Below are 19,916 nucleotides of genomic sequence, written 5' to 3'. Positions count from 1 at the left end.
CCCGATACCGACCGGTAACTCCTCGTGAGGATCTTGTACGAGGCCGGGGGTGCGGCGGCAAGCGCCGGTGGGCGGCGCCGGGGCGCGGCGGTGGGTTCGCCTATCAGGGTGAGCGGGCGGGCGCGGGGGCCCGGCCCCCGGGAGCGTACGGAGGTCGGCCGCGGGTGGGCGTTGACGCCCGGGCGGACGCGGGCGGCGGCCCGAAGGGGGACGCCCCCACGTATCCTGAAGCCCCCGACGCAGAGCAGAAAGCAGCCGGACCATGCGCGTGTACGTACCTCTGTCCCTGCCTCGACTCGCAGAGGCGTACAAGGCCGGCGAGATCGGGCCCGCGCCCGTCACCGCCTTCGCCGTGACGCCCGCGCTGCGCGAGTGGTACCGGTCCGAGGACATCGAGGAGCTGGAGTACGCGGCGCTCAATCGGGCCGCGCTCGCCTCGCTGCGGCTCGTCGCCGCCGACCCCGCTGCCGCGCGCCGCCGGGTCGTCGTCGCCGTGGACGTGCCGGACCGGGCCGCCGTCGCCGACCAGGACCGCGGAGGCGAGCAGGGCGCGCTCGGCGAGCTGACGGTGCGCGAGACGGTGCCGCTGGCGAAGGTCGCCGCCGTGCACGTCGACTCGGGCGACGCCGACGCCGATGTGGCGGCCGCCGCAGAGGCGCTCGCCGCGGCCGACCGGGGCGACGACGACGCGCAGTTCGTCGTGGACGGCGCCGAGGACCACGACCTGCTGTGGTTCGCCACGCAGGAGATCCCGGGCCTCGTGGGCTAGGTCCTGTCGTCAAACTCCCGTCGTCGCCCGGAGGGCGGCCCGGCGGCGTCTGGCGCCTTGCGAGCGTGCGTGCCAGACGCCGCCGGGCAGACGGGAGTTTGACGACAGGGCCTAGGGCCCTAGGGCGATCGCTGAGGGATCCGCCTCAGGGGTGGGTAGTTTCTTGTCATGGGGAGACACTTCGGGATGCACACGGGTACACACATCGTCTGGGACTGGAACGGCACGCTGTTCCACGACAACGAGGCGGTCATACGCGCCAGCAACGCGGCCTTCGCGGCGGTCGGGCTCGAACCGATCACGCTGGAGAAGTACCGCGAGCTGTACTGCATCCCCATCCCCAAGTTCTACGAGCGGCTGATGGGCCGGCTGCCCACCCAGGCCGAGTGGACGGCGATGGACGGCGCGTTCCACCAGCACTACGAGCGGTACGCGGTGGACTGCCGGCTCACCGAGGGCGTCGAGCTGCTGCTCGCCGGCTGGCAGGAGGCCGGGCGCAGCCAGTCCATCCTCAGCATGGCCGGACACGAGCAACTCGTGCCGCTGGTAAGCCAGTTGGGGATCGCCGAGCGGTTCGTGCGCGTCGACGGGCGGACGGGCCCCTCCGGCGGCAGCAAGACCGAGTACATGGTGCGGCACCTGAAGGTCCTCGACGGCGTGGCCCCGGAGCGGACCGTGGTCATCGGGGACGCCGCGGACGACGCCGTGGCGGCGATCGCCGCGGGCGCGCAGGCCGTGCTCTACACCGGCGGCTCGCACAGCAGGGCCAGCCTCGAAGGGGTGGGCGCTCCCGTCGTCGACACCCTGGCGGAGGCGGTGCGCGAGGCCGAGCGGCTGGCCGCGGCGGCCTGAGCAGCGCCCCCGGGACCCTGAGCAGCGCCCCCGGGACCCTGAACCGCGCCCCCGGCGCCCCGAGCCGCACCCCCGGCCGTCAACCGGAGCGGTGAACCCACCCGTATCCGCCGCCTTTTGCATCGACCCAGTTCACGCTCCGCTGTCGGCTGCGTACGCTGTGGTGGGCCAGTGGCGCGGCGATACGACGGGGGCGGAGTTCATGGGTTTCGGGTTCGGGCAGCGGCGGGGCGGTCAACTCCCCGTAGAAGTAACCACGTTCGTCGGCAGGAAGGGCGAACTGGCCGAGGTGCGGGCCGGGTTCGAGCGTGCCCGCCTCGTCACCCTGGTGGGACCGGGCGGCGTCGGCAAGAGTCGTACGGCGATGCGGGCCGCGGCCGGGCTCGCCGAGCGGTTCCCGGACGGGGTGTGGCTCGTCGAGCTGAGCGCGCTGCGCGACCCCGAGCTGATCCCCGTCACCCTGGCCGCCGTGCTGGAGCTGCCGGAACAGGCAGGCATGGAGCCGCTCGACGCCGTCGTCGCGCACCTTCAGGGACGGCGGCTGCTCATCGTGCTCGACACGTGCGAGCACCTCGTCGACGCCTGCGCCATGCTCACCGATGTGCTGCTGCGGGAGGCGGCAGGCGTCAGCGTGCTCGCCACCAGCAGGCAGCCGCTCGACGTGCCGGGGGAGCGCTGCTGCGCCATCGCGCCGCTCGCCCCCGACGACGCCCTGGAGCTGTTCGTGCAGCGGGCGTCCGCCGTGGTGCCGGGCTTCGCCGTGGACGAGGCGAACCGGGAGCAGCTCGCGGCGCTCGCCCGACGTCTCGACGGGATCCCGCTCGCCATCGAGCTGGCGGCGGTGCGGCTGCGGGCGGTGCCCCTCGAACATCTGGTGGAGCGGCTCGGGCAGCGTTTCGAGGTGCTCACGGGCGGCCGGCGCACCTCGCTGACCCGGCACCAGACGCTGCGTACGGCCATCGGCTGGTCGCACGAACTGTGCACGCCGCAGGAGCGGCTGCTGTGGGCGCGGCTCTCCGTCTTCGCGGGCTCCTTCGAGCTGGCCGCCGCCGAAGTCGTGGGCGCGGGCGGCGAGTTGGCGGGCCCCGACGTGCTCGAGCAGCTCATCGGGCTCGTCGACAAGTCCGTCGTGCAGCGGATCGGGGAGAACGGCAGCCGGTACCGGATGCTCGACACCATCCGCGAGTACGGCGCCGAGTGGCTGGAGGAGGCGGGGCAGTCGGCGGCCGTGCGGCAGCGGCACTCCGCGTACCACCGGGAGCTCGGGCAGCGTTACTGGGACGGCTTCCTGACGACCGAGCAGGTCGGCCACTACCGGGTGCTGCGCGCGGCGCGGGCCGATGTCCGGGCGGCGCTCGAATACGCCTACCAGAGCCCCGACTCGGTGGCCGCCGGCGTGTGGTTCGCCGCGCAGCTCGGCCCGTACTGGCGGGCGGTCGGCCAGCTCTCCGAGGGGCGGTACTGGATCGAGAAGGGGCTCGCGCTCCTCGACGAGGTGGGGCAGGAGCAGGCGTGGGGTCGGTTCATGACCGCCCTCTTCTCGGTGTGGCAGGGGGATCTGCCGGGCGCGCTCGAACTCTTCCACCGGGCCGTCGACATCGCGCGCCGCTCGGGCAACGACCGGGTCGAGCTGTTCTGCGACGCGTATCTGGGCGGCCTCGACGCGCTGTGCGGGGAACCGGACGGGCTCGACGTCATGGAGGACGCGCGGCAGCGGATCCTGGCGCGCGAGGACGGCCTCGGCATCGGCGTCATCCACTACGAAGCGGCTCTGCTGCTCGGCGTACTCGGGGACACGGACGGCGCGCTCGCACTGTGCCGCACGGGGCTCGCCCACCTGGAGAGCACGGGGGAGCGGCAGCTGTTCGGGTCCACGCTCATGGTGCAGGGCGTCATCCTCTGGCTCGCCGGGGAGCGGGTGGAGGCCGTCGCCTCGTTGTGCCGGGGCCTGGAGGCCGCCGCGGAGATCGACGAGGTGCTGATCGCCGCGCTGTGCTGTCTCGGACTCGCCTGGTCCGCCGCGTACGACAAGCGGCAGGTGCGGGCGGCGTGGCTGCTCGGGTACGCGGAGAACGCGCGGCGGCTCGGGGGCGGTGACCCGGTCGGGATGCTGCCGTCACTCTTCGAGGAGCAGGAGACCGTGCGTGGCGCCGTGCTGCGGGCCCTGGGCGAGGAGGAGTTCGGGCGGTGGTGGGGTGTGGGGGCGCGGCTTTCGGGGCGGCAGGTGCTCGATGCCGTACGGGCCGGGGCCGACGCGCCGCCGGTGGCGCAGGTGCCGGCGGCGCGTGGGGGCGGGGTGGATGCGCTCACCCGGCGGGAGCGGGAGGTTGCGGTGCTGGTGGCGGAGGGGATGTCCAACCGGGAGATCGCCGAGCGGTTGGTGATCTCCAAGCGGACGGCTGATGCGCATGTGGAGCATATTTTGGCGAAGTTGGGGGTGGGGTCACGTACGGAGATCCCCTCAATCGCCGGAGGGGCTGAGTTTGCCTAGGTATACGGATTCCGGCTCCGCGTGCGCAGATGCGTATACGGCTCCACGGCGATACCGATGCCGAGGGGGGTCGGGGCGCGGCACGCTGTACAGGTGTCGCGTGCTCTGGAGGAACGGCGCGGCGGGGCGCCGGACGGCAATGGTCAACTCCCCACGGCTGTCGTGGCATCGGCCCCCCGTCGCTGCGTCCGGAGTACGGCGCGTTTCGGTGGCTGCCCTCGTCGGCGGGGCAGCCACCGCACTTACCTAGCTGCCCGCCGGCGCCTTCGCCCGCAGCACCGTCAGGAACTCCCGCATCCACTGCGAGTGGTCCGGCCAGGCGCGGGAGGAGACCAAGGTGCCGTCGACGACCACCTCCGCGTCCTGGAATGTGGCACCCGCCGCCTGCATGTCCGTCTCGAGGGCCGGGTACGCCGTGACGCGTCGGCCCCGCAGGGCGTCGACCGCTGCCGTCAGGAGCGGGCCGTGGCAGATCTGCGCGACGGGCCTGTCGGTGTCGAAGAAGGATTTGATGATCTTGCGGAGCTCGGCGTCGGCGCGCAGATATTCCGGTGCTCGGCCGCCCGGAATCACCAGTGCGGCGTACTGGCCCGGGTCGACTTCGGAGAAGGCCAGGTCGGCCGGCCAGGTGTAGCCGGGCTTCTCCGTGTAGGTGTCGAAGCCGGGCTCGAAGTCGTGGACGACGAACCGCAGCTTCTTGCGGGTCGGAGCCGCGATGTCGACCTCGTAGCCCTCCTCGCGCAGCCGCTGGTAGGGATACAGGACTTCCAGCGATTCCGCCGCGTCGCCGGTGACGATCAGGATTTTGGGTGCCATTGGTCACACACTCCCCTCGCCGGGATCCGCCGTGTCGTCCGCCCAACGTGTCGCCGCCCCGCCCGGCTGGCAAGAGCCCGTACTACGCAAGGGCTTCAGGCGTTCTGTGCAGACTGTCAAAGTTCGCCCCCCTGATTTGTACACAAGCGGCTCATGACGATGCCCCCTCGGGGAGCGATAGCCTGGTCCCGTGATCAGCGCGATATCTCGCGGGGGCATCGTCGCCCCCTGCCCGCGCCGGGAGATCACGACCTGCCACAGCGGTCGTGCCCGGCGCTCAGACGCAGATCATTTCGGGCGGATGGCCTCTTCGTTGAAAACGGCGCATTGTCGTCCTCCCATCTCTCATCCGGGCATAACGTCGTCTCAGACCGGACACCCCGCGTCGGGACGTTGTGCCGAGCGATTCATCTACGCCACATCTACGTCTCGCAACGGCGCGCGACAGGAGCCAGAGGACAATGCAGACCAAGCTGGACGAAGCCAAAGCCGAGCTGCTCACCAGGGCCGCACGGGTAGCTGAGAACAGCCCGGTAGGGGGGAACCTACCGACTGGGGCGACGGGCGAAGGTACGCAAGCCGCCGGGACCACCACCAACACCGACGGCGTGCTCGCGTTCCTCCAGCGCTACTACCTGCACACCGCACCGGAGGACCTGAGCGACCGTGATCCGGTCGATGTCTTCGGGGCCGCACACTCGCACTACCGCCTCGCGGAGAACCGCCCGCAGGGCACGGCCAACGTGAAGGTGCACACGCCGACCGTCGAGGAGAACGGCTGGACGTGCAGCCACTCGGTCGTCGAGGTCGTCACCGACGACATGCCGTTCCTCGTGGACTCCGTGACGAACGAGCTGTCCCGGCAGGGGCGCGGCATCCACGTCGTCATCCACCCGCAGATCACGGTCCGGCGCGATGTCACCGGCAAGCTCCTCGAGGTGCTGCCGGCCGGCTCGTCCGCCGAGGGCCACGACGTGCTCACCGAGTCGTGGATCCACGTCGAGACGGACCGCGAGACCGACCGCTCCGACCTCAAGCAGATCACCGCCGACCTGCTGCGCGTCCTGTCCGACGTACGGGAGTGCGTCGAGGACTGGGAGAAGATGCGGGACTCGGCGCTGCGCATCGCCGAGGAGCTGCCGAGCGAGCCGACCGCCGGTGACCTGCCCGACCAGGAGGTCGATGAGGCCCGCGAGCTGCTGCGCTGGCTGGCCGCCGACCACTTCACGTTCCTCGGGTACCGCGAGTACAACCTCTCCGACGACGACTCGCTGGCCGCCGTGCCCGGCACCGGACTCGGCATCCTGCGCTCCGACCCGCACCACGAGCGCGACGAGCACCACCCGGTCTCGCCGTCCTTCAACCGGCTCCCGGCCGACGCCCGCGCCAAGGCCCGCGAGCACCGCCTGCTTGTCCTCACCAAGGCCAACAGCCGCGCCACCGTGCACCGGCCGAGCTACCTCGACTACGTCGGCGTGAAGAAGTTCGACGCCGAGGGCAATGTCGTCGGCGAGCGGCGCTTCCTGGGGCTCTTCTCCTCCGCCGCGTACACCGAGAGCGTGCGCCGCGTCCCGGTCATCCGCCGCAAGGTCCAAGAGGTCCTCAAGGGCGCGGGCTTCACGCCCAACAGCCACGACGGCCGTGACCTGATGCAGATCATGGAGACGTACCCGCGCGACGAGCTCTTCCAGACGCCCGCCGACGAGCTGCGCTCCATCGTCACCTCCGTCCTGTACCTCCAGGAGCGCCGCCGGCTGCGGCTCTACCTGCGCCAGGACGAGTACGGCCGCTACTACTCGGCCCTCGTCTACCTGCCGCGCGACCGCTACACCACGGGCGTCCGGCTGCGGATCATCGACATCCTCAAGGAGGAGCTCGGCGGCACCAGCGTCGACTTCACCGCCTGGAACACCGAGTCGATCCTCTCCCGGCTGCACTTCGTCGTCCGCGTCCCGCCGGGCACCGAGCTGCCTGAGCTCTCGGACGCCGACAAGGACCGCATCGAGGCCCGCCTCGTCGAGGCCGCCCGCTCCTGGGCCGACGGCTTCGGGGAGGCGCTGAACGCCGAGTGCGGCGAGGAGCGCGCCGCCGAACTGCTGCGCCGCTACGGCCAGGCGTTCCCCGAGGGCTTCAAGGCCGACCACTCGCCGCGCGCCGCCGTGGCCGACCTGGTCCACCTCGAACAGCTCACGCAGGAGAACAAGGACTTCGAGCTCTCCCTGTACGAGCCGGTGGGCGCGGCCCCCGGCGAGCGCCGCTTCAAGATCTACCGGATTGGCGCGCCCGTCTCGCTCTCCGCCGTCCTGCCGGTGCTCCAGCGCCTGGGCGTCGAGGTCACCGACGAGCGCCCGTACGAGCTGCGCTGCAGCGACCGCAAGACCGCGTGGATCTACGACTTCGGCCTGCGCATGCCGAAGCCGGCGAACGGCAACGGGGACGACCTCGGGGCCGACGGCCGCGAGCGCTTCCAGGAGGCCTTCGCCGCCACCTGGACCGGCCTCGCCGAGAACGACGGCTTCAACTCCCTCGTCCTGGGCGCCGGTCTGAACTGGCGTCAGGCGATGGTGCTTCGCGCGTACGCCAAGTACCTGCGCCAGGCGGGCTCCACGTTCTCGCAGGACTACATGGAGGACACGCTCCGGACGAACGTGCACACCACGCGCCTGCTGGTGTCGCTGTTCGAGGCGCGGATGTCGCCGGACCGGCAGCGCGCCGGGACCGAGCTGATCGACGGGCTGCTCGAAGAGGTCGACGGCGCCCTCGACCAGGTCGCGTCCCTCGACGAGGACCGGATCCTGCGGTCCTTCCTCACCGTCATCAAGGCGACGCTGCGGACGAACTTCTTCCAGGAGGCGCTGGGCGGCAAGCCGCACACGTACGTCTCCATGAAGCTCGACCCGAAGGCCATCCCCGACCTGCCCCAGCCCCGGCCCGCGTACGAGATCTGGGTGTACTCGCCGCGTGTCGAGGGTGTGCACCTGCGCTTCGGCAAGGTCGCGCGCGGTGGTCTGCGCTGGTCGGACCGGCGTGAGGACTTCCGTACGGAGATCCTCGGCCTGGTGAAGGCGCAGATGGTGAAGAACACCGTCATCGTGCCGGTCGGCGCGAAGGGCGGCTTCGTCGCCAAGCAGCTGCCCGACCCGTCGGTGGACCGCGACGCCTGGATGGCCGAGGGCATCGCGAGCTACAAGACGTTCATCTCGGCGCTGCTCGACATCACCGACAACCTGGTCGGCGGCGAGGTCGTGCCGCCCGCCGACGTCGTGCGGCACGACGAGGACGACACGTACCTCGTGGTCGCGGCCGACAAGGGCACGGCGTCGTTCTCGGACATCGCCAACGAGGTCGCCGAGTCGTACAACTTCTGGCTCGGTGACGCCTTCGCCTCGGGCGGCTCGGCCGGCTACGACCACAAGGGCATGGGCATCACCGCCCGCGGCGCCTGGGAGTCCGTCAAGCGGCACTTCCGGGAGCTGGGCGTCGACACGCAGTCCGAGGACTTCACGGTCGTCGGCGTCGGCGACATGTCCGGTGACGTGTTCGGCAACGGCATGCTGCTCTCCGAGCACATCCGTCTGGTCGCCGCCTTCGACCACCGGCACATCTTCATCGACCCGAGGCCGGACGCGGCCACCGGCTACGCCGAGCGCCGCCGGATGTTCGAGCTGCCGCGCTCCTCGTGGGCGGACTACAACAAGGAGCTGATCTCGGCGGGCGGCGGCATCTTCCCGCGCTCCGCCAAGTCGATCCAGCTCAACGCCCACATCCGCGAGGCCCTCGGCATCGAGTCCGGCCAGGCGAAGATGACGCCGGCCGAGCTGATGAAGGCCATCCTCCAGGCGCCGGTCGACCTGCTGTGGAACGGCGGCATCGGTACGTACGTCAAGTCGTCGGTCGAGTCCAACGCGGACGTCGGCGACAAGGCCAACGACCCGATCCGCGTCGACGGCCAGGACGTGCGCGCCAAGGTCATCGGCGAGGGCGGCAACCTCGGCGCGACCCAGCTGGGCCGCATCGAGTTCGCCCGCAGCGGCGGCCGGGTGAACACCGACGCCATCGACAACAGCGCCGGCGTCAACACCTCGGACGTCGAGGTGAACATCAAGATCCTGCTCAACGGGCTCGTCTCCGACGGCGACATGACGGTCAAGCAGCGCAACAAGCTGCTGGCCGCCATGACGGACGAGGTCGGCCACCTGGTGCTGCGCAACAACTACGCGCAGAACATCGCGCTGGCCAACTCCTGCGCCCAGGCGCCGTCCCTGCTCCACGCCCACCAGCGGTTCATGCGCCGCCTCGGCAAGCAGGGCCACCTGGACCGGGGCCTGGAGTTCCTGCCCAACGACCGGCAGATCCGTGAACTCCTCAACTCCGGGCGGGGCTTGAGCCAGCCGGAGCTCGCCGTCCTCTTCGCGTACACGAAGATCACGGCCGCCGACGAGCTGATCCGGACCTCGCTCCCGGACGACGCCTACCTGCGCCGCCTGCTGCACGCCTACTTCCCGCAGCCGCTGCGCGAGAAGTACGGCGAGGCGATCGACGGGCACGCGCTGCGCCGCGAGATCATCACGACGGTCCTCGTCAACGACACGGTGAACACGGGCGGTTCGACGTTCCTGCACCGCCTCCGTGAGGAGACGGGCGCGTCTCTGGAGGAGATCGTGCGGGCGCAGCTCGCCGCGCGCGAGATCTTCGGCCTCAGCGAGGTGTGGGACGCGGTCGAGGCGCTCGACAATGTCGTTGCCGCCGACGTCCAGACCCGGGTCCGCCTGCACTCGCGGCGACTTGTCGAGCGCGGCACCCGCTGGCTGCTCAACAACCGTCCGCAGCCGCTCCAGTTGGCGGAGACGATCGACTTCTTCAAGGAGGGCGTCACCGAGGTCTGGGCCGCCATGCCGAAGATGCTGCGCGGCGCCGACGCCGAGTGGTACCAGGGCATCGTCGACGAGCTGACCGGCGCGGGCGTGCCGGAGGAGCTCGCGGAGCGGGTCGCCGGATTCTCGTCCGCGTTCCCGACGCTCGACATCGTGCAGATCGCCGACCGCACGGGCAAGGACGCGCTGTCCGTCGCCGAGGTCTACTACGACCTCGGCGACCGGCTCTCCATCACCCAGCTCATGGACCGCATCATCGAACTGCCGCGCTCCGACCGCTGGCAGTCCATGGCCCGCGCGTCGATCCGTGAGGACCTGTACGCGGCGCACGCCGCGCTCACCGCCGACGTACTGGCGGCGGGCAACGGGACCTCGACGCCCGAGCAGCGGTTCAAGGCGTGGGAGGAGAAGAACGCGGCGATCCTGGGCCGGGCGCGCTCGACCCTGGAGGAGATCCAGGGCTCGGACTCGTTCGACCTGGCGAACCTCTCGGTCGCCATGCGCACGATGCGCACGCTGCTGCGTACGCACTCGTAGCGGATACGCGAACGGGGGCGCCCCGAGCCGGACTTGCGGCTCGGGGCGCCCCCGTTTTGCTGGTCGGGCGCGGTCAGGCGGCGACGGGCGCCTTGGCCTTCTTCGGCTTGGGCTTGCCGGCATCGGTGGCGGCGTTGGTGAACGCCTCGTACTCCTTGAGGACGTCCTCGGTCGGCCCGTCCATCCGCAGCTCGCCGCGCTCCAGCCACAGCACCCGGTCGCAGGTGTCGCGGATGGACTTGTTGCTGTGGCTGACGAGGAAGACGGTGCCCGCGTGCTTGCGCAGCTCCTTGATGCGCTGCTCGGACCGCTTCTGAAAGGCCCGGTCACCGGTCGCCAGCGCCTCATCGATCAACAGCACGTCATGCTCCTTCGCGACGGCGATGGAGAACCGCAGCCGCGCCGCCATGCCGGACGAATACGTCCGCATCGGCAACGTCACGAAATCGCCCTTCTCGTTGATCCCGGAGAAGTCGACGATCTCGTCGTACCGGTCCCGCACCTGCTCGCGCGACATGCCCATCGCGAGCCCGCCGAGCCGCACGTTGCGCTCGCCGGTGAGGTCGTTCATGAGGGCCGCGTTCACGCCGAGCAGGGAGGGCTGCCCGTCGGTGTAGATGTGCCCGTTCTCGGTGGGCAGCAGCCCGGCGACGGCCTTCAACAGGGTTGATTTACCGGACCCGTTGGTCCCGATGAGCCCGATGGCCTCGCCTCGGTAGGCGGTGAAGGACACGTTCTTCACGGCGTGCACCTTCCGCACTCCCGCCCGCTTCTCGGCCCTCTTCCGGCCGCCGAGGATGCGGCTCAGGGCGGCGGTCGCGGCGCCACGGCCCGCGCCCGTTCCATTGACCCGGTAGACGATGTCGACACTGTCGGCGATCACGGTGGGAATCCGCCGGTCGTCCTGGTCGTTGATGTGCTCAGCCACGTCCGTACGTCTCCTCGGCCTTCCAGAAGTAGATGAACCCGCCGACCCCGACAAGCAGTGCCCAGCCGGCCGCCAACGCCCAGATGTGCGGCGGCAGTTGATCCGCGGTGAAGCTGTCGATGAGCGCGAAGCGCATCAGGTCGATGTAGGCGGCGGCCGGGTTGAGCTGGAGCAGCGTCCGTACGAAGGACGGGACGTCCTGCCCGTCCGTCAGCCGGGTCAGGCTCCACATCACGCCGGACGTGTACATCCACGTACGCAGCAGGAACGGCATCAGCTGCGCGAGGTCCGGGGTCTTCGAACCCATCCGCGCCATGATCAGCGCGAGCCCGGTGTTGAACACGAACTGAAGCGCGAGAGCGGGCACCACGAGCAGCCAGGACGGCGCCGGCGGCACGCCCGTCGCCAGCAGGATGACCACGAGCGCGCACATGGAGAACAGCAACTGCTGGAGCTGCTGAAGGCAGAACGAGACCGGCAGCGAGGCCCGCGGGAAGTGCAGGGCCCGGACGAGCCCGAGGTTCCCGGAGATCGCCCGCGTCCCCGCCATCACCGACGACTGCGTGAACGTCCACACGAACACGCCCGTGACCAGGAACGGGATGAAGTCCGGCACACCCCTGCTGGTGCCCATGAGCTTGCCGAAGATGAAGTAGTACACCGCCGCGTTCAGCAGCGGCGTCAGTACCTGCCAGACCTGCCCGAGCTTCGCCCGGCTGTACTGGGCGGTGAGCTTGGCGGTGGAGAAGGACGAGATGAAGTGCCTGCGCTGCCACAGCTGGCGTACGTACGCGGACAGCGAGGGCCGCGCGCCGCTGACGCTCAGCCCGTACCGGGCGGCGAGGGCCGCCGGATCCTCGGGGGTGGACCGCGGTGCCTCCTGCGGGGGAGGCGCGTCCAGGACCTGGCTCACATCCGCTGCTTTCGGTCGGGGGGTGGGGCGACGGCTGGTGTTCACCCGCCGTTTACGTCGGGACGGGTCCGTATCGTCGTGACGTGAGCGTAGGGCGGATCGACGTCGGAACGCAACCGTTTCGTCGTCGCGCGCCTATGCTTTGCCATATGACGACCAACGCCGACTCCCCCAAGCCGACGCGCCGCCGGGCCCCCGCCGGCGCGGCCGTCCTGCGCGAGGACGTGACGGAAGCCATCCGCGCGGCCGTCTTCGAGGAGCTGGCCTCGGTCGGCTACGCGCGCATGTCCATCGAGGGCATCGCGCGCCGCGCGGGCGTCGGCAAGACGGCGGTCTACCGCCGCTGGAAGTCCAAGCTCCACCTGGTCCTCGACCTGGTCTCGGCGATCGCCGTGCAGGGCCTGCCCGCCCCGGACACGGGCTCCCTGGAGGCCGACCTCCGCCTCCTCTACGAGGTCACGTCACGCGCACTGCGCCACCCGGTGGCCGGCCAGATCATCCCGGACCTCCAGGCGGAGGCGGCCCGCAACCCGGAGATCGCCGAGGCCCTTCAGAAGGCGCTGCGCGAGGGGCAGCACGGGGTGGCGAGCGGCATCGTACGAGCGGCGGTGGAGCGCGGAGAGCTGAGCTCGGGCCTCGACGAGGAGCTCGCGCTCGACCTCATCTCGGGCCCGCTGTACTGGCGCACGCTGGTGGTGCGCACGCCGAAGCTGCCGAAGGGGCATCTGAAGAAGCTGTCGGTGGCGACGGCGGCGGCGCTGAAGGCGCTGTGAGCGAGGCGCTGTGAGGGGCTGGGGAATCGCGGGACTGTGACGTAGGACTACGGTCGCGTCGTAGTCCTACGTCACAGTCCCGCCCGCCTCGCGCCTCCCGCCTACGGATCAGGTGGTCGCCACCAAGAAGTCCTCGCCGCTCGACGGGCGCAGGGCGTCCTCGCGGGCCGTGAAGTAGCGGGTCGCCAGCTCCGTGCCCGGTACGTGGCGGGTGGTTGCGAAGCCGGCCTTGCGGGCCAGGGTGAGCATGTCCTCGGGGGCGTAGAAGCTGAGGAAGGGCGTGCCGGAGGCGCTCGCGCCCTTCTTGCTGGTCTCCATGCCCGACCGGTCCGCCTCGTCGAGGAGATCCGCCGGGAGGATGAAGGAGAGCGCCAGGGTCGAGCCCGGGGCCAGCTTCGCGATCTGCTCCAGGGTGGCGGCCGTGGCCTCGCGGGTGAGGTACATGGCGACGCCCGTCGAGACGACGAGCGCCGGGCGGTGCGGATCGAAGCCGGCCGCCGTGAGCCCGTCCCACCAGGACTCCCGCGCCTCGAAGTCGACGGGGACGAGGTGCAGGCGGGGCGGGACCCCGTAGCCGAGCGCTTCGAGGCGGGCGCGCTTCCAGGACTGCGGGCCCGGCTGGTCGACCTCGTAGATGTCGAGGCGGGCGGCGAGTTCCGGGCGGCGCTGGGCCAGCGTGTCCAGGCCCGCGCCGAGGATGACGTACTGGTCGACGCCGCGCTCCGACTCCCGCTCCACGAGGTCCTCGATGAAGCGGGCCCGCGAGACCATCGCGGCCCGGAAGCCGCGGGTCGCGGTCGGCTCCATGTCGGGGCGCTCGCGCCAGTCGGGGGCGGGGGCGAGCAGACGCAGGCCCACCTCGTCCTCCAGTACGTGCGGCGCCTCGTCGACCTGGACGTGCATCGCCCGCCACAGGGCGCAGCGCTCCGCGGTGTTGTCGGGGGCGGGGGTCGGGGGTGTCTGCGTGTTCACGCCCACTCCTTGGTGAGGTCGAGTTCCTCGTTGCGCTCGGTCAGCGAGTACCAGTTGCCGTTGTCGTCGCGGAAGACGGCCTCGATGCCGTACGGGCGTTCCTTCGGTTCCTGGAGGAACTCGACGCCGCGCGCCTTGAACGTCTCGTAGTCGCCGCGGCAGTCGTCGGTGCGAAGGGCGCCGCCGCCGAGGACGCCCTTGGTGACCAGTTCGGTGAGGGCGCGGGCGGACTCGGGGTCGACGCCGTGGCCGTCGGGGCGCATGAGCGCGAGCTCGAACTCCGGCTGGTCCTTGGCGCCGACGGTGATCCAGCGGGAGTCGCCCATGGACATGTCGGTGCGGAGCTCCATGCCGAGCTTCTCGGTGAAGAACGTCTTCGTACGCTCTTGGTCGAGCGTCCAGATGGTGGTGATGCCGACGCCTTTGATCATGGGGGCTCCCGCGGTGTGCTTGTCCTGGCCGGTCCACCGTAGGCAGCGGGAGTGTCAGTCGGCTTCTTCAGAATTGCTGTCTTTGGTCTTGCTGTCGCTGGTCGCGCTGTCGCTGGTCCCGCTGTCTCTGGTCGGGTGGAAGCCGCCTGCCCACAGCAGGGCGTAGCAGCCGGGGATGAGTGCGGCGCCGCGGGCGATCTTCGACCGGCGGTACTCGCCAGGGGTCTGGCCCATGTGCTGCTTGAAGCGCGTCGTGAACGTGCCGAGGCCGGCGAAGCCGACCAGGTGGCAGATCTCGGTGATGCTCAGGTCGCAGGTGCGCAGCATCTCCGCCGCGCGTTCGATGCGGCGCTGGGAGAGGTACTGGCCGGGGGTCCGCCCGTAGGCAGTCTTGAAGACGCGGACGAAGTGCGAGCGCGAGTAGCCGGCGCGGGCCGCCACCGCGTCCAGGTCCAGGGTCTCGTCGGCCCAGTCGCGGTCCATCACGTCCTTGGCGGCGCGGAGCCGGCGGAGGTGCGCGAGGTGGCTTTCGGCGACGGTGTCCATCGCTTCGATCCTGGCACGAAACTCTTAAGTCGTTTAAGTGTGATGTCCGTTACGCTCCATTTGTATGCCTTCGAGGACCCGCCCCGCCGCCACCTTCGACCGCGCCGACCCCTGGCTGACCAAAGCGCTGCCCCGGCTGCGCGGCATCGAGCCGATCAGAAGTTACGGGTACGGCGGCGAGCTGCTGCACGACGACGGGCGGGCCGACATGGAGGCCTACGGCGCGCGCGTCGCCGAGCTCGCGACGCGGCTCGGGGAGGCGCTCCTGTCGTACGGGGCCTCCGCCGAGGAGGCGGTCGCCGGGATGCTCGTCGTCGCCGAGACGTACGGGCTCAGCTACTGCGAGCCGAGCGTCACGCTCGCCTCCGTGTCGCTGTCCGCGCACGCGCCCGGTGAACTCACGCCGCTGCACGCGAACCGGGTGATCCGTAGGCACGCCACCGACTTCCGTACGTTGGGGCGCATCCACGCCCTCGTCGAACGGATCAGTGCCGGGCAGCTCGGGCTCGACGAGGCGCGGGCCGCGATCGCGCGGATCCTCGACGCGCCGGCGGAGCGGGGGCGGTGGGCGGTGTGGCGCGTGCCGGTGCAGACCGGGTTCGTGGCCGCGGGCGGTGGTATCGCTTTCGGTGGTGGCGCGCTCGCGTCGGCGTGTGCCTTCTTCGCCGGGCTGCTCGGGGCGCTGCTGAGCGGCTGGTTGGGGCGCCATGGCGTGCCCGCGTTCTACCGGTCGGCCGTCGCCGCGATGCCGACCGCCGTGCTGGCCGTCGCGATCAGTCACAGCGCGCCGCCGACGACCGTACAGTCCGTCGTGGTCGCCGGGGTGCTGGGGCTGCTGCCGACCGTCACCTTCGTCAGCGCCGTGCAGGACGCGCTCACCGGGCACTATCTGACCGCGCTCGGGCGGCTCTTCGACGCGATGCTGGTGTTCGCCGCGGTGGTCACCGGCGTGGTGGCCGTGCTCGGTGTGGGGCGGCTCGTCGGGTTCGAGGCGCCGGTCGTGCCGACGGCGGAGCGGGCCGAGTATCTGGGGGCGCCCGTCGTGGGCGCCGCCGTGTTCTCGATGGCCGTGGCGGCGCGGGCGCGGACGCCGCGGCGGGACTGGTTGCCCGCGGCGCTGCTCGGGCTCGTCGGGTTCGTGGTGGCGGCCGAGTTCGCGGTCCTCGGGCTTCCCTCGCTCGTCGGTACGGCGGTGGTGGCGGCCGGGGTCGGGTGCGCCGCGCATGCCGTGGCCCGGCGGAGGCGGGAGTCGGCGCTGCCGCTCGTCGTTCCTGGAATCGCGCCGTTGCTGCCGGGCAGTGCGTTGTACGTGGCGTTGGCCGCGCTTGCCTCCGGGCGGACCACGACGGGGGTCGGGGGGCTTGTGCATGCGGCGGCGGTGACGTTGGCGATTGCGGTGGGGGTGGGCCTTGCGGGGGAGGCGGCGCAGCTTGGGCGGAGGGTCCGGGGGGCGGGTTCCCCGGGTTCCGGTGTTGTGGCGCCGCGACGGGGGCCACGTCACGGGGCTCTGCCCCGGACCCCGCTGCTCAATCGCCGCAGGGGCTTGATAATGCCGCGGCGCTAGAGGGTCGCGTTGTCCAGTGCGGTTGTCAGGCGGTCGAGTTGGGAGCGGAGGGATTCGATTTCCTGGAGGTCGAAGCCTGTTGCGGCGGCGATTTTGCGCGGGACCTCGGCCGCGCTTTCCTTCAGCGTCGCGCCGGAGGTCGTGAGGGCGATGGTCACCGAGCGTTCGTCCGTGGCGCTGCGTTCGCGGTGGACGAGGCCGTTCGCCTCCAGGCGCTTGAGGAGCGGGGAGAGGGTGCCGGAGTCGAGGCGGAGGCGTTCGCCGAGGCGCTTGACCGGGATCGGGCCCTCCTCGGGGGCGGCCTCCCAGAGCACCAGCATGACCAGGTACTGCGGATAGGTGAGGCCCAGGTCCTTGAGCAGCGCCCGGTAGATGCCGCCGAAGGCGCGCGACGCCGCGTTGAGCGAGAAGCAGATCTGGCGGTCGAGCCGGAGGAACTCGTCGGTGCTGGGAGTACTGGGAGTGCTGGGCGTGGCCATGCATCCAGGGTAGCGCTCGCGCGATTGAGTTGTGTGCAATTGAATTGTGTGCTCTATTGGTGGAGTACGAAGACAGTCGCGAAGAGATTCACGGAAACGAGAGGCAGGTCCTCCCATGGACGCCATCTACACCGCCGTCGCCACCGCCACCCACGGCCGCGACGGGCGTGCCGTCTCCTCGGACGGCGTGATCGACCTTCAGCTCGGCATCCCGACGGAGATGGGCGGCAACGGCCAGGGCTCCAACCCGGAGCAGCTCTTCGCCGCCGGTTACGCGGCCTGCTTCGGCAGCGCGCTCGGGCTCGTCGGCCGGAGCGCCAAGGTGGACGTCGCCGACGCCGCCGTCACCGCCGAGGTCTCCATCGGCAAGCAGGGCGAGGGCTTCGGGCTCGCCGTCGTGCTCCGCGTCGAGCTGCCCGAGTCGGTCGACGCCGAGACCGGCCGCAAGCTGGTCGAGCAGGCGCACCAGGTGTGCCCGTACTCGAACGCGACCCGCGGCAACATCGACGTGCAGCTCGTCGTCGAGTAGGCCTCAACCGGTCCGCGACGTACCCCCGTTGACCCGCGCGAGCGCCTCGCCCGTCTGTGGGCTCCACGCCACCAGGACCGCCTCCGGCGGCAGCCGCTCGCCCCGGTCGAGCAGCAGCCAGCGGACGCGGTAGCGGTCGGCGACGGCCTCCCGTTCCGCGCGGGTGGACGTGGGGGAGAGGTAGGCGCGCACCGCCGCCCGGCGCCGGTCCCAGTCGGCCCTGTCGACGACCGGGTCGGGGCGGGCGGGCGCGACCAGTGTCGGCCCGTAGCCCGGCAGTGCGCGGACCGGACGGTAGCCGCTGGTGAGGACCGTGTCGCCGGGTGGGATGTGCTGCGCCGCCCAGGTGTACGCGGGCCAGCTCGGCGGCGGGTCGAGGACCGTGGCAAGGAAGCCGAGCGCCGCGCCCGTCGCCGTCAGTGCTCCGAGCACCCGGCGCCGCCGTGGCCAGGGGCGGGGCGCCGCGAGGGCGATCGCCAGGGCGAGCTGGAGCGGCACCACCGTGAGGACCATGGCCGCGCCGTACGCGGAGGGGTGGGCCAGTGCGGCGTACGCGAGGGCCACGACGCCCGCCGCGCACAGGAGCACGAGCGGGTCCTTGCGGTCGCGGCGCAGCCGCAGCCACAGCGGCGGGAGGCCGATCAGCGCGAGCCACGGGAAGTGCGGCTGCGCGGGGTCCGCGTCCGGCCACAGCCACACGAGGCCCACCGCCGCGACCCCCGCCACGGCCCAGCGCGCGCCCTCCCGCCGCAGCCGCCACGCGCCCGCCCACACCCACAGGGCGAGCCCGATCGCGAACGTCGACGGGTAGCCGAGGTCGATCATCAGGGAGCGCAGCGCGAGCGGTTCGGTCCGCCAGTCCGTGCTCGTTCCCCAGAGGAGTGTCAGCGTCAACAGGGCCAGGACCGGGGCCCATTGGCGTGATGTGAGCGCCCGGACGAAGCGGTTCAGGCCCGTCAGTAGAACCAGCAGGTTGGCGGGGCCCGCGAGCTTCATGACCTCCCAGCCCGTCAGGCCCGTCGCCCGCGCGAAGGCGCCCTCCGCCATCGCGTACGGGGAGGAGACGTACGGGTTGCCCGCGCCCGGCAGGTCGACCAGCGGGTGGCGCGGATGCAGCAGGCTCACCTTCAGGCGTTCGATCACCGCCGCGTGCAGCCCGTAGTCGTACGCCATCGGCACCCACCAGTACGCGAGCGTCAGCAGCAGCCAGAACAGGCCGCCGAAGACGAAGAACGGGGTCGGGCGCCAGAAGTGGCCGCCGCGCAGCGCCGTCGCGCCGCGCGCCGCTCCCCGGGCGAGTGCGGTGGTCGTCATGTACGGCATGGGGCATGCGTGCCCCGCCGGAGCGGCCCGCCCCGCCTTTCGTGGGCCGTGCGGGTGAAGGCGCCACGGCCCACATAGGGCGGGCCGGAGTCCGCGACTGCAGCAGGATCCGGCAGAAACGGCCTAGACCGTCAGCGGCCCAGCAAGGAGCGCAGCAGGCCCTTCGGGCGCGGGCCCTGCGTCGGCACGGCCGGTGCCGTCGACTCGTAGCGCGACACCGGCTGCGCCGGGCGCTTCGCCTTCTTGCCGTCGATGCGGATCATCGAGTGCCCGGCGACCTCCTCCGCGCCGTGCCAGAAGTCCTTGCGCCCCGCGAGCATCGCGCCCAGCTCGGTGCGCACCGGCTCGAACGACCCCCACGTCCCGTAGAACTTGGTCGCCGTGATGCACAGCGGCTTCAGCCCTGTCGTGGCGACGGCGCCCCACGTCGCGGCCGCGACGCCCGGACAGTGCTCGGCGCGGAAGTCGTCGAGCACGACGATGCCGTCCTCGCCGAGGAGCTCGCGGGAGGCCTCGATGTCGCCGTGCACGTGCTCGTACAGATGCGAGGCGTCGACATGCACGAAGCGGCAGCTGCCGGGGGCGACAAGAGACGTGATCACGTGCGAGGGGCCCTGCACCACCTCGGGCAACTCGTCATGGAAAGCTTGGTAGTTGGCCTCGAAGGCGGTGCGCGTGAGGCTGCTGTAGGACTTGTTCATCTCCTTGTCGTTCGCCAGGTCGCCGGCGGGCGAGTCGAACAGGTCGCAGACCGTGAAGGTCTCCTTCTCCTCCAGGTACTGCCCCATGAAGATGGCGCTCTTGCCCAGGTAGACGCCGAGTTCGAGGAGATCCCCGCCCTGGCCGAGCGCGCGCTGCCGGCTCAGGAACCAGTCGAAGAGCACCTGGTCGATGTTGTGGAACCAGCCTTTGACGTCGTCGAGCGCGGCCGGGCGGGGCAGTTCGGCGGGCGCGGTGTGGGACTCGTGCTGCATGTCAGCTCCAGTACGGATGACGTGGGTGCGGGGCCGGCGGACGACGCGCTCGTCGGCCGGCCCCGGGAGGCCATCAGCTCTGGGTAGGTGCACGGGGTGTCCGCGCAGTGGCCGGGAGGGAACGAAAGGCCTTCTCGCTCGACAA

General features: G+C 71.1%; 16 protein-coding genes. 7 read left to right on the top strand and 9 right to left on the bottom strand.

The annotated features are described in order from the left end of the window. The first annotated feature begins 262 nt into the window (after positions 1 to 262). From OG746_RS01330 to OG746_RS01320, 3 genes are all read left to right on the top strand, one after another. Positions 263 to 769, top strand: a complete 507-nt coding sequence (locus tag OG746_RS01330) for a DUF6912 family protein (protein ID WP_266710911.1) — start codon at positions 263 to 265, stop codon at positions 767 to 769. Between the two features lie 186 nt (positions 770 to 955). Beyond that, entirely contained in the window at positions 956 to 1,621 is a 666-nt protein-coding gene (locus OG746_RS01325) for an HAD family hydrolase (protein ID WP_266710910.1), read from the top strand. A 202-nt stretch (positions 1,622 to 1,823) separates the two neighbouring features. After that, positions 1,824 to 4,112 (top strand): ATP-binding protein, encoded by a 2,289-nt coding sequence (locus OG746_RS01320; protein WP_266710909.1) that lies wholly within the window; start codon positions 1,824 to 1,826, stop codon positions 4,110 to 4,112. 246 nt (positions 4,113 to 4,358) lie between these two features. On the opposite strand, the gene OG746_RS01315 is transcribed toward OG746_RS01320, so the two are convergent. Then, positions 4,359 to 4,928: a DJ-1/PfpI family protein gene (locus OG746_RS01315; protein WP_266710908.1), complete on the bottom strand. Its 570-nt coding sequence runs from the start codon at positions 4,926 to 4,928 to the stop codon at positions 4,359 to 4,361. A 461-nt stretch (positions 4,929 to 5,389) separates the two neighbouring features. Here OG746_RS01315 and OG746_RS01310 point away from each other — a divergent pair, with 461 nt between their 5' ends. Further along, positions 5,390 to 10,339, top strand: coding sequence for an NAD-glutamate dehydrogenase (locus OG746_RS01310; RefSeq protein WP_266710907.1), 4,950 nt, complete (start codon positions 5,390 to 5,392; stop codon positions 10,337 to 10,339). Between the two features lie 73 nt (positions 10,340 to 10,412). On the opposite strand, the gene OG746_RS01305 is transcribed toward OG746_RS01310, so the two are convergent. Together OG746_RS01305 and OG746_RS01300 are read right to left on the bottom strand one after the other, a co-directional pair. Beyond that, a complete protein-coding gene (locus OG746_RS01305) occupies positions 10,413 to 11,267 on the bottom strand; it encodes an ABC transporter ATP-binding protein (protein WP_266710906.1) in 855 nt (284 codons plus the stop codon). Then, positions 11,260 to 12,180, bottom strand: coding sequence for an ABC transporter permease (locus OG746_RS01300; protein ID WP_266710905.1), 921 nt, complete (start codon positions 12,178 to 12,180; stop codon positions 11,260 to 11,262). Before OG746_RS01300 ends, OG746_RS01305 begins: the two co-directional genes overlap by 8 nt. Before the next feature lie 149 nt (positions 12,181 to 12,329). Here OG746_RS01300 and OG746_RS01295 point away from each other — a divergent pair, with 149 nt between their 5' ends. Further along, positions 12,330 to 12,953 carry a TetR/AcrR family transcriptional regulator gene (locus OG746_RS01295; RefSeq protein ID WP_266710904.1) on the top strand — a complete coding sequence of 208 codons (624 nt, stop codon included), beginning with the start codon at positions 12,330 to 12,332 and terminating at the stop codon, positions 12,951 to 12,953. Positions 12,954 to 13,061: 108 nt separating this feature from the next. Here OG746_RS01295 and OG746_RS01290 read toward each other — a convergent pair whose 3' ends face one another. The 3 genes from OG746_RS01290 to OG746_RS01280 are packed head-to-tail and all read right to left on the bottom strand — an operon-like array spanning position 13,062 to position 14,902. Further along, positions 13,062 to 13,925, bottom strand: a complete 864-nt coding sequence (locus OG746_RS01290; protein ID WP_266710903.1) for a class I SAM-dependent methyltransferase — start codon at positions 13,923 to 13,925, stop codon at positions 13,062 to 13,064. Beyond that, positions 13,922 to 14,356, bottom strand: a complete 435-nt coding sequence (locus tag OG746_RS01285) for a VOC family protein (protein WP_266710901.1) — start codon at positions 14,354 to 14,356, stop codon at positions 13,922 to 13,924. The genes OG746_RS01290 and OG746_RS01285 overlap by 4 nt, the downstream gene beginning before the upstream one ends. Before the next feature lie 54 nt (positions 14,357 to 14,410). After that, complete coding sequence (locus OG746_RS01280; protein ID WP_266710899.1) at positions 14,411 to 14,902, bottom strand: helix-turn-helix transcriptional regulator; 492 nt, start codon at positions 14,900 to 14,902, stop codon at positions 14,411 to 14,413. A gap of 64 nt (positions 14,903 to 14,966) precedes the next feature. On the opposite strand from OG746_RS01280, the gene OG746_RS01275 reads away from it, so the two are divergent. After that, a complete protein-coding gene (locus OG746_RS01275; RefSeq protein WP_266710898.1) occupies positions 14,967 to 16,466 on the top strand; it encodes a threonine/serine exporter family protein in 1,500 nt (499 codons plus the stop codon). Here the strand turns inward: OG746_RS01275 and OG746_RS01270 are convergent. Next, positions 16,463 to 16,945, bottom strand: coding sequence for a MarR family winged helix-turn-helix transcriptional regulator (locus tag OG746_RS01270; RefSeq protein WP_266710897.1), 483 nt, complete (start codon positions 16,943 to 16,945; stop codon positions 16,463 to 16,465). The two genes, OG746_RS01275 and OG746_RS01270, sit on opposite strands and share 4 nt — an antisense overlap. A 115-nt stretch (positions 16,946 to 17,060) precedes the next feature. On the opposite strand from OG746_RS01270, the gene OG746_RS01265 reads away from it, so the two are divergent. Further along, on the top strand, positions 17,061 to 17,474 hold the full coding sequence (locus OG746_RS01265; protein WP_266710896.1) for an organic hydroperoxide resistance protein: 414 nt from the start codon (positions 17,061 to 17,063) through the stop codon (positions 17,472 to 17,474). Positions 17,475 to 17,477: 3 nt separating this feature from the next. On the opposite strand, the gene OG746_RS01260 is transcribed toward OG746_RS01265, so the two are convergent. Beyond that, positions 17,478 to 18,788, bottom strand: coding sequence for a phosphatidylglycerol lysyltransferase domain-containing protein (locus OG746_RS01260; protein ID WP_266710895.1), 1,311 nt, complete (start codon positions 18,786 to 18,788; stop codon positions 17,478 to 17,480). A 140-nt stretch (positions 18,789 to 18,928) separates the two neighbouring features. Continuing rightward, a complete protein-coding gene (locus tag OG746_RS01255) occupies positions 18,929 to 19,771 on the bottom strand; it encodes a class I SAM-dependent methyltransferase (RefSeq protein WP_266710894.1) in 843 nt (280 codons plus the stop codon). Between the last annotated feature and the right edge of the window lie 145 nt (positions 19,772 to 19,916).

The organism is Streptomyces sp. NBC_01016, assembly GCF_026341035.1.
In the GTDB taxonomy this organism is placed as follows: domain Bacteria; phylum Actinomycetota; class Actinomycetes; order Streptomycetales; family Streptomycetaceae; genus Streptomyces.
The sequence above is the reverse complement of the archived record's forward strand: the minus strand, read 5'-3'. Positions and strand labels throughout refer to the sequence as shown.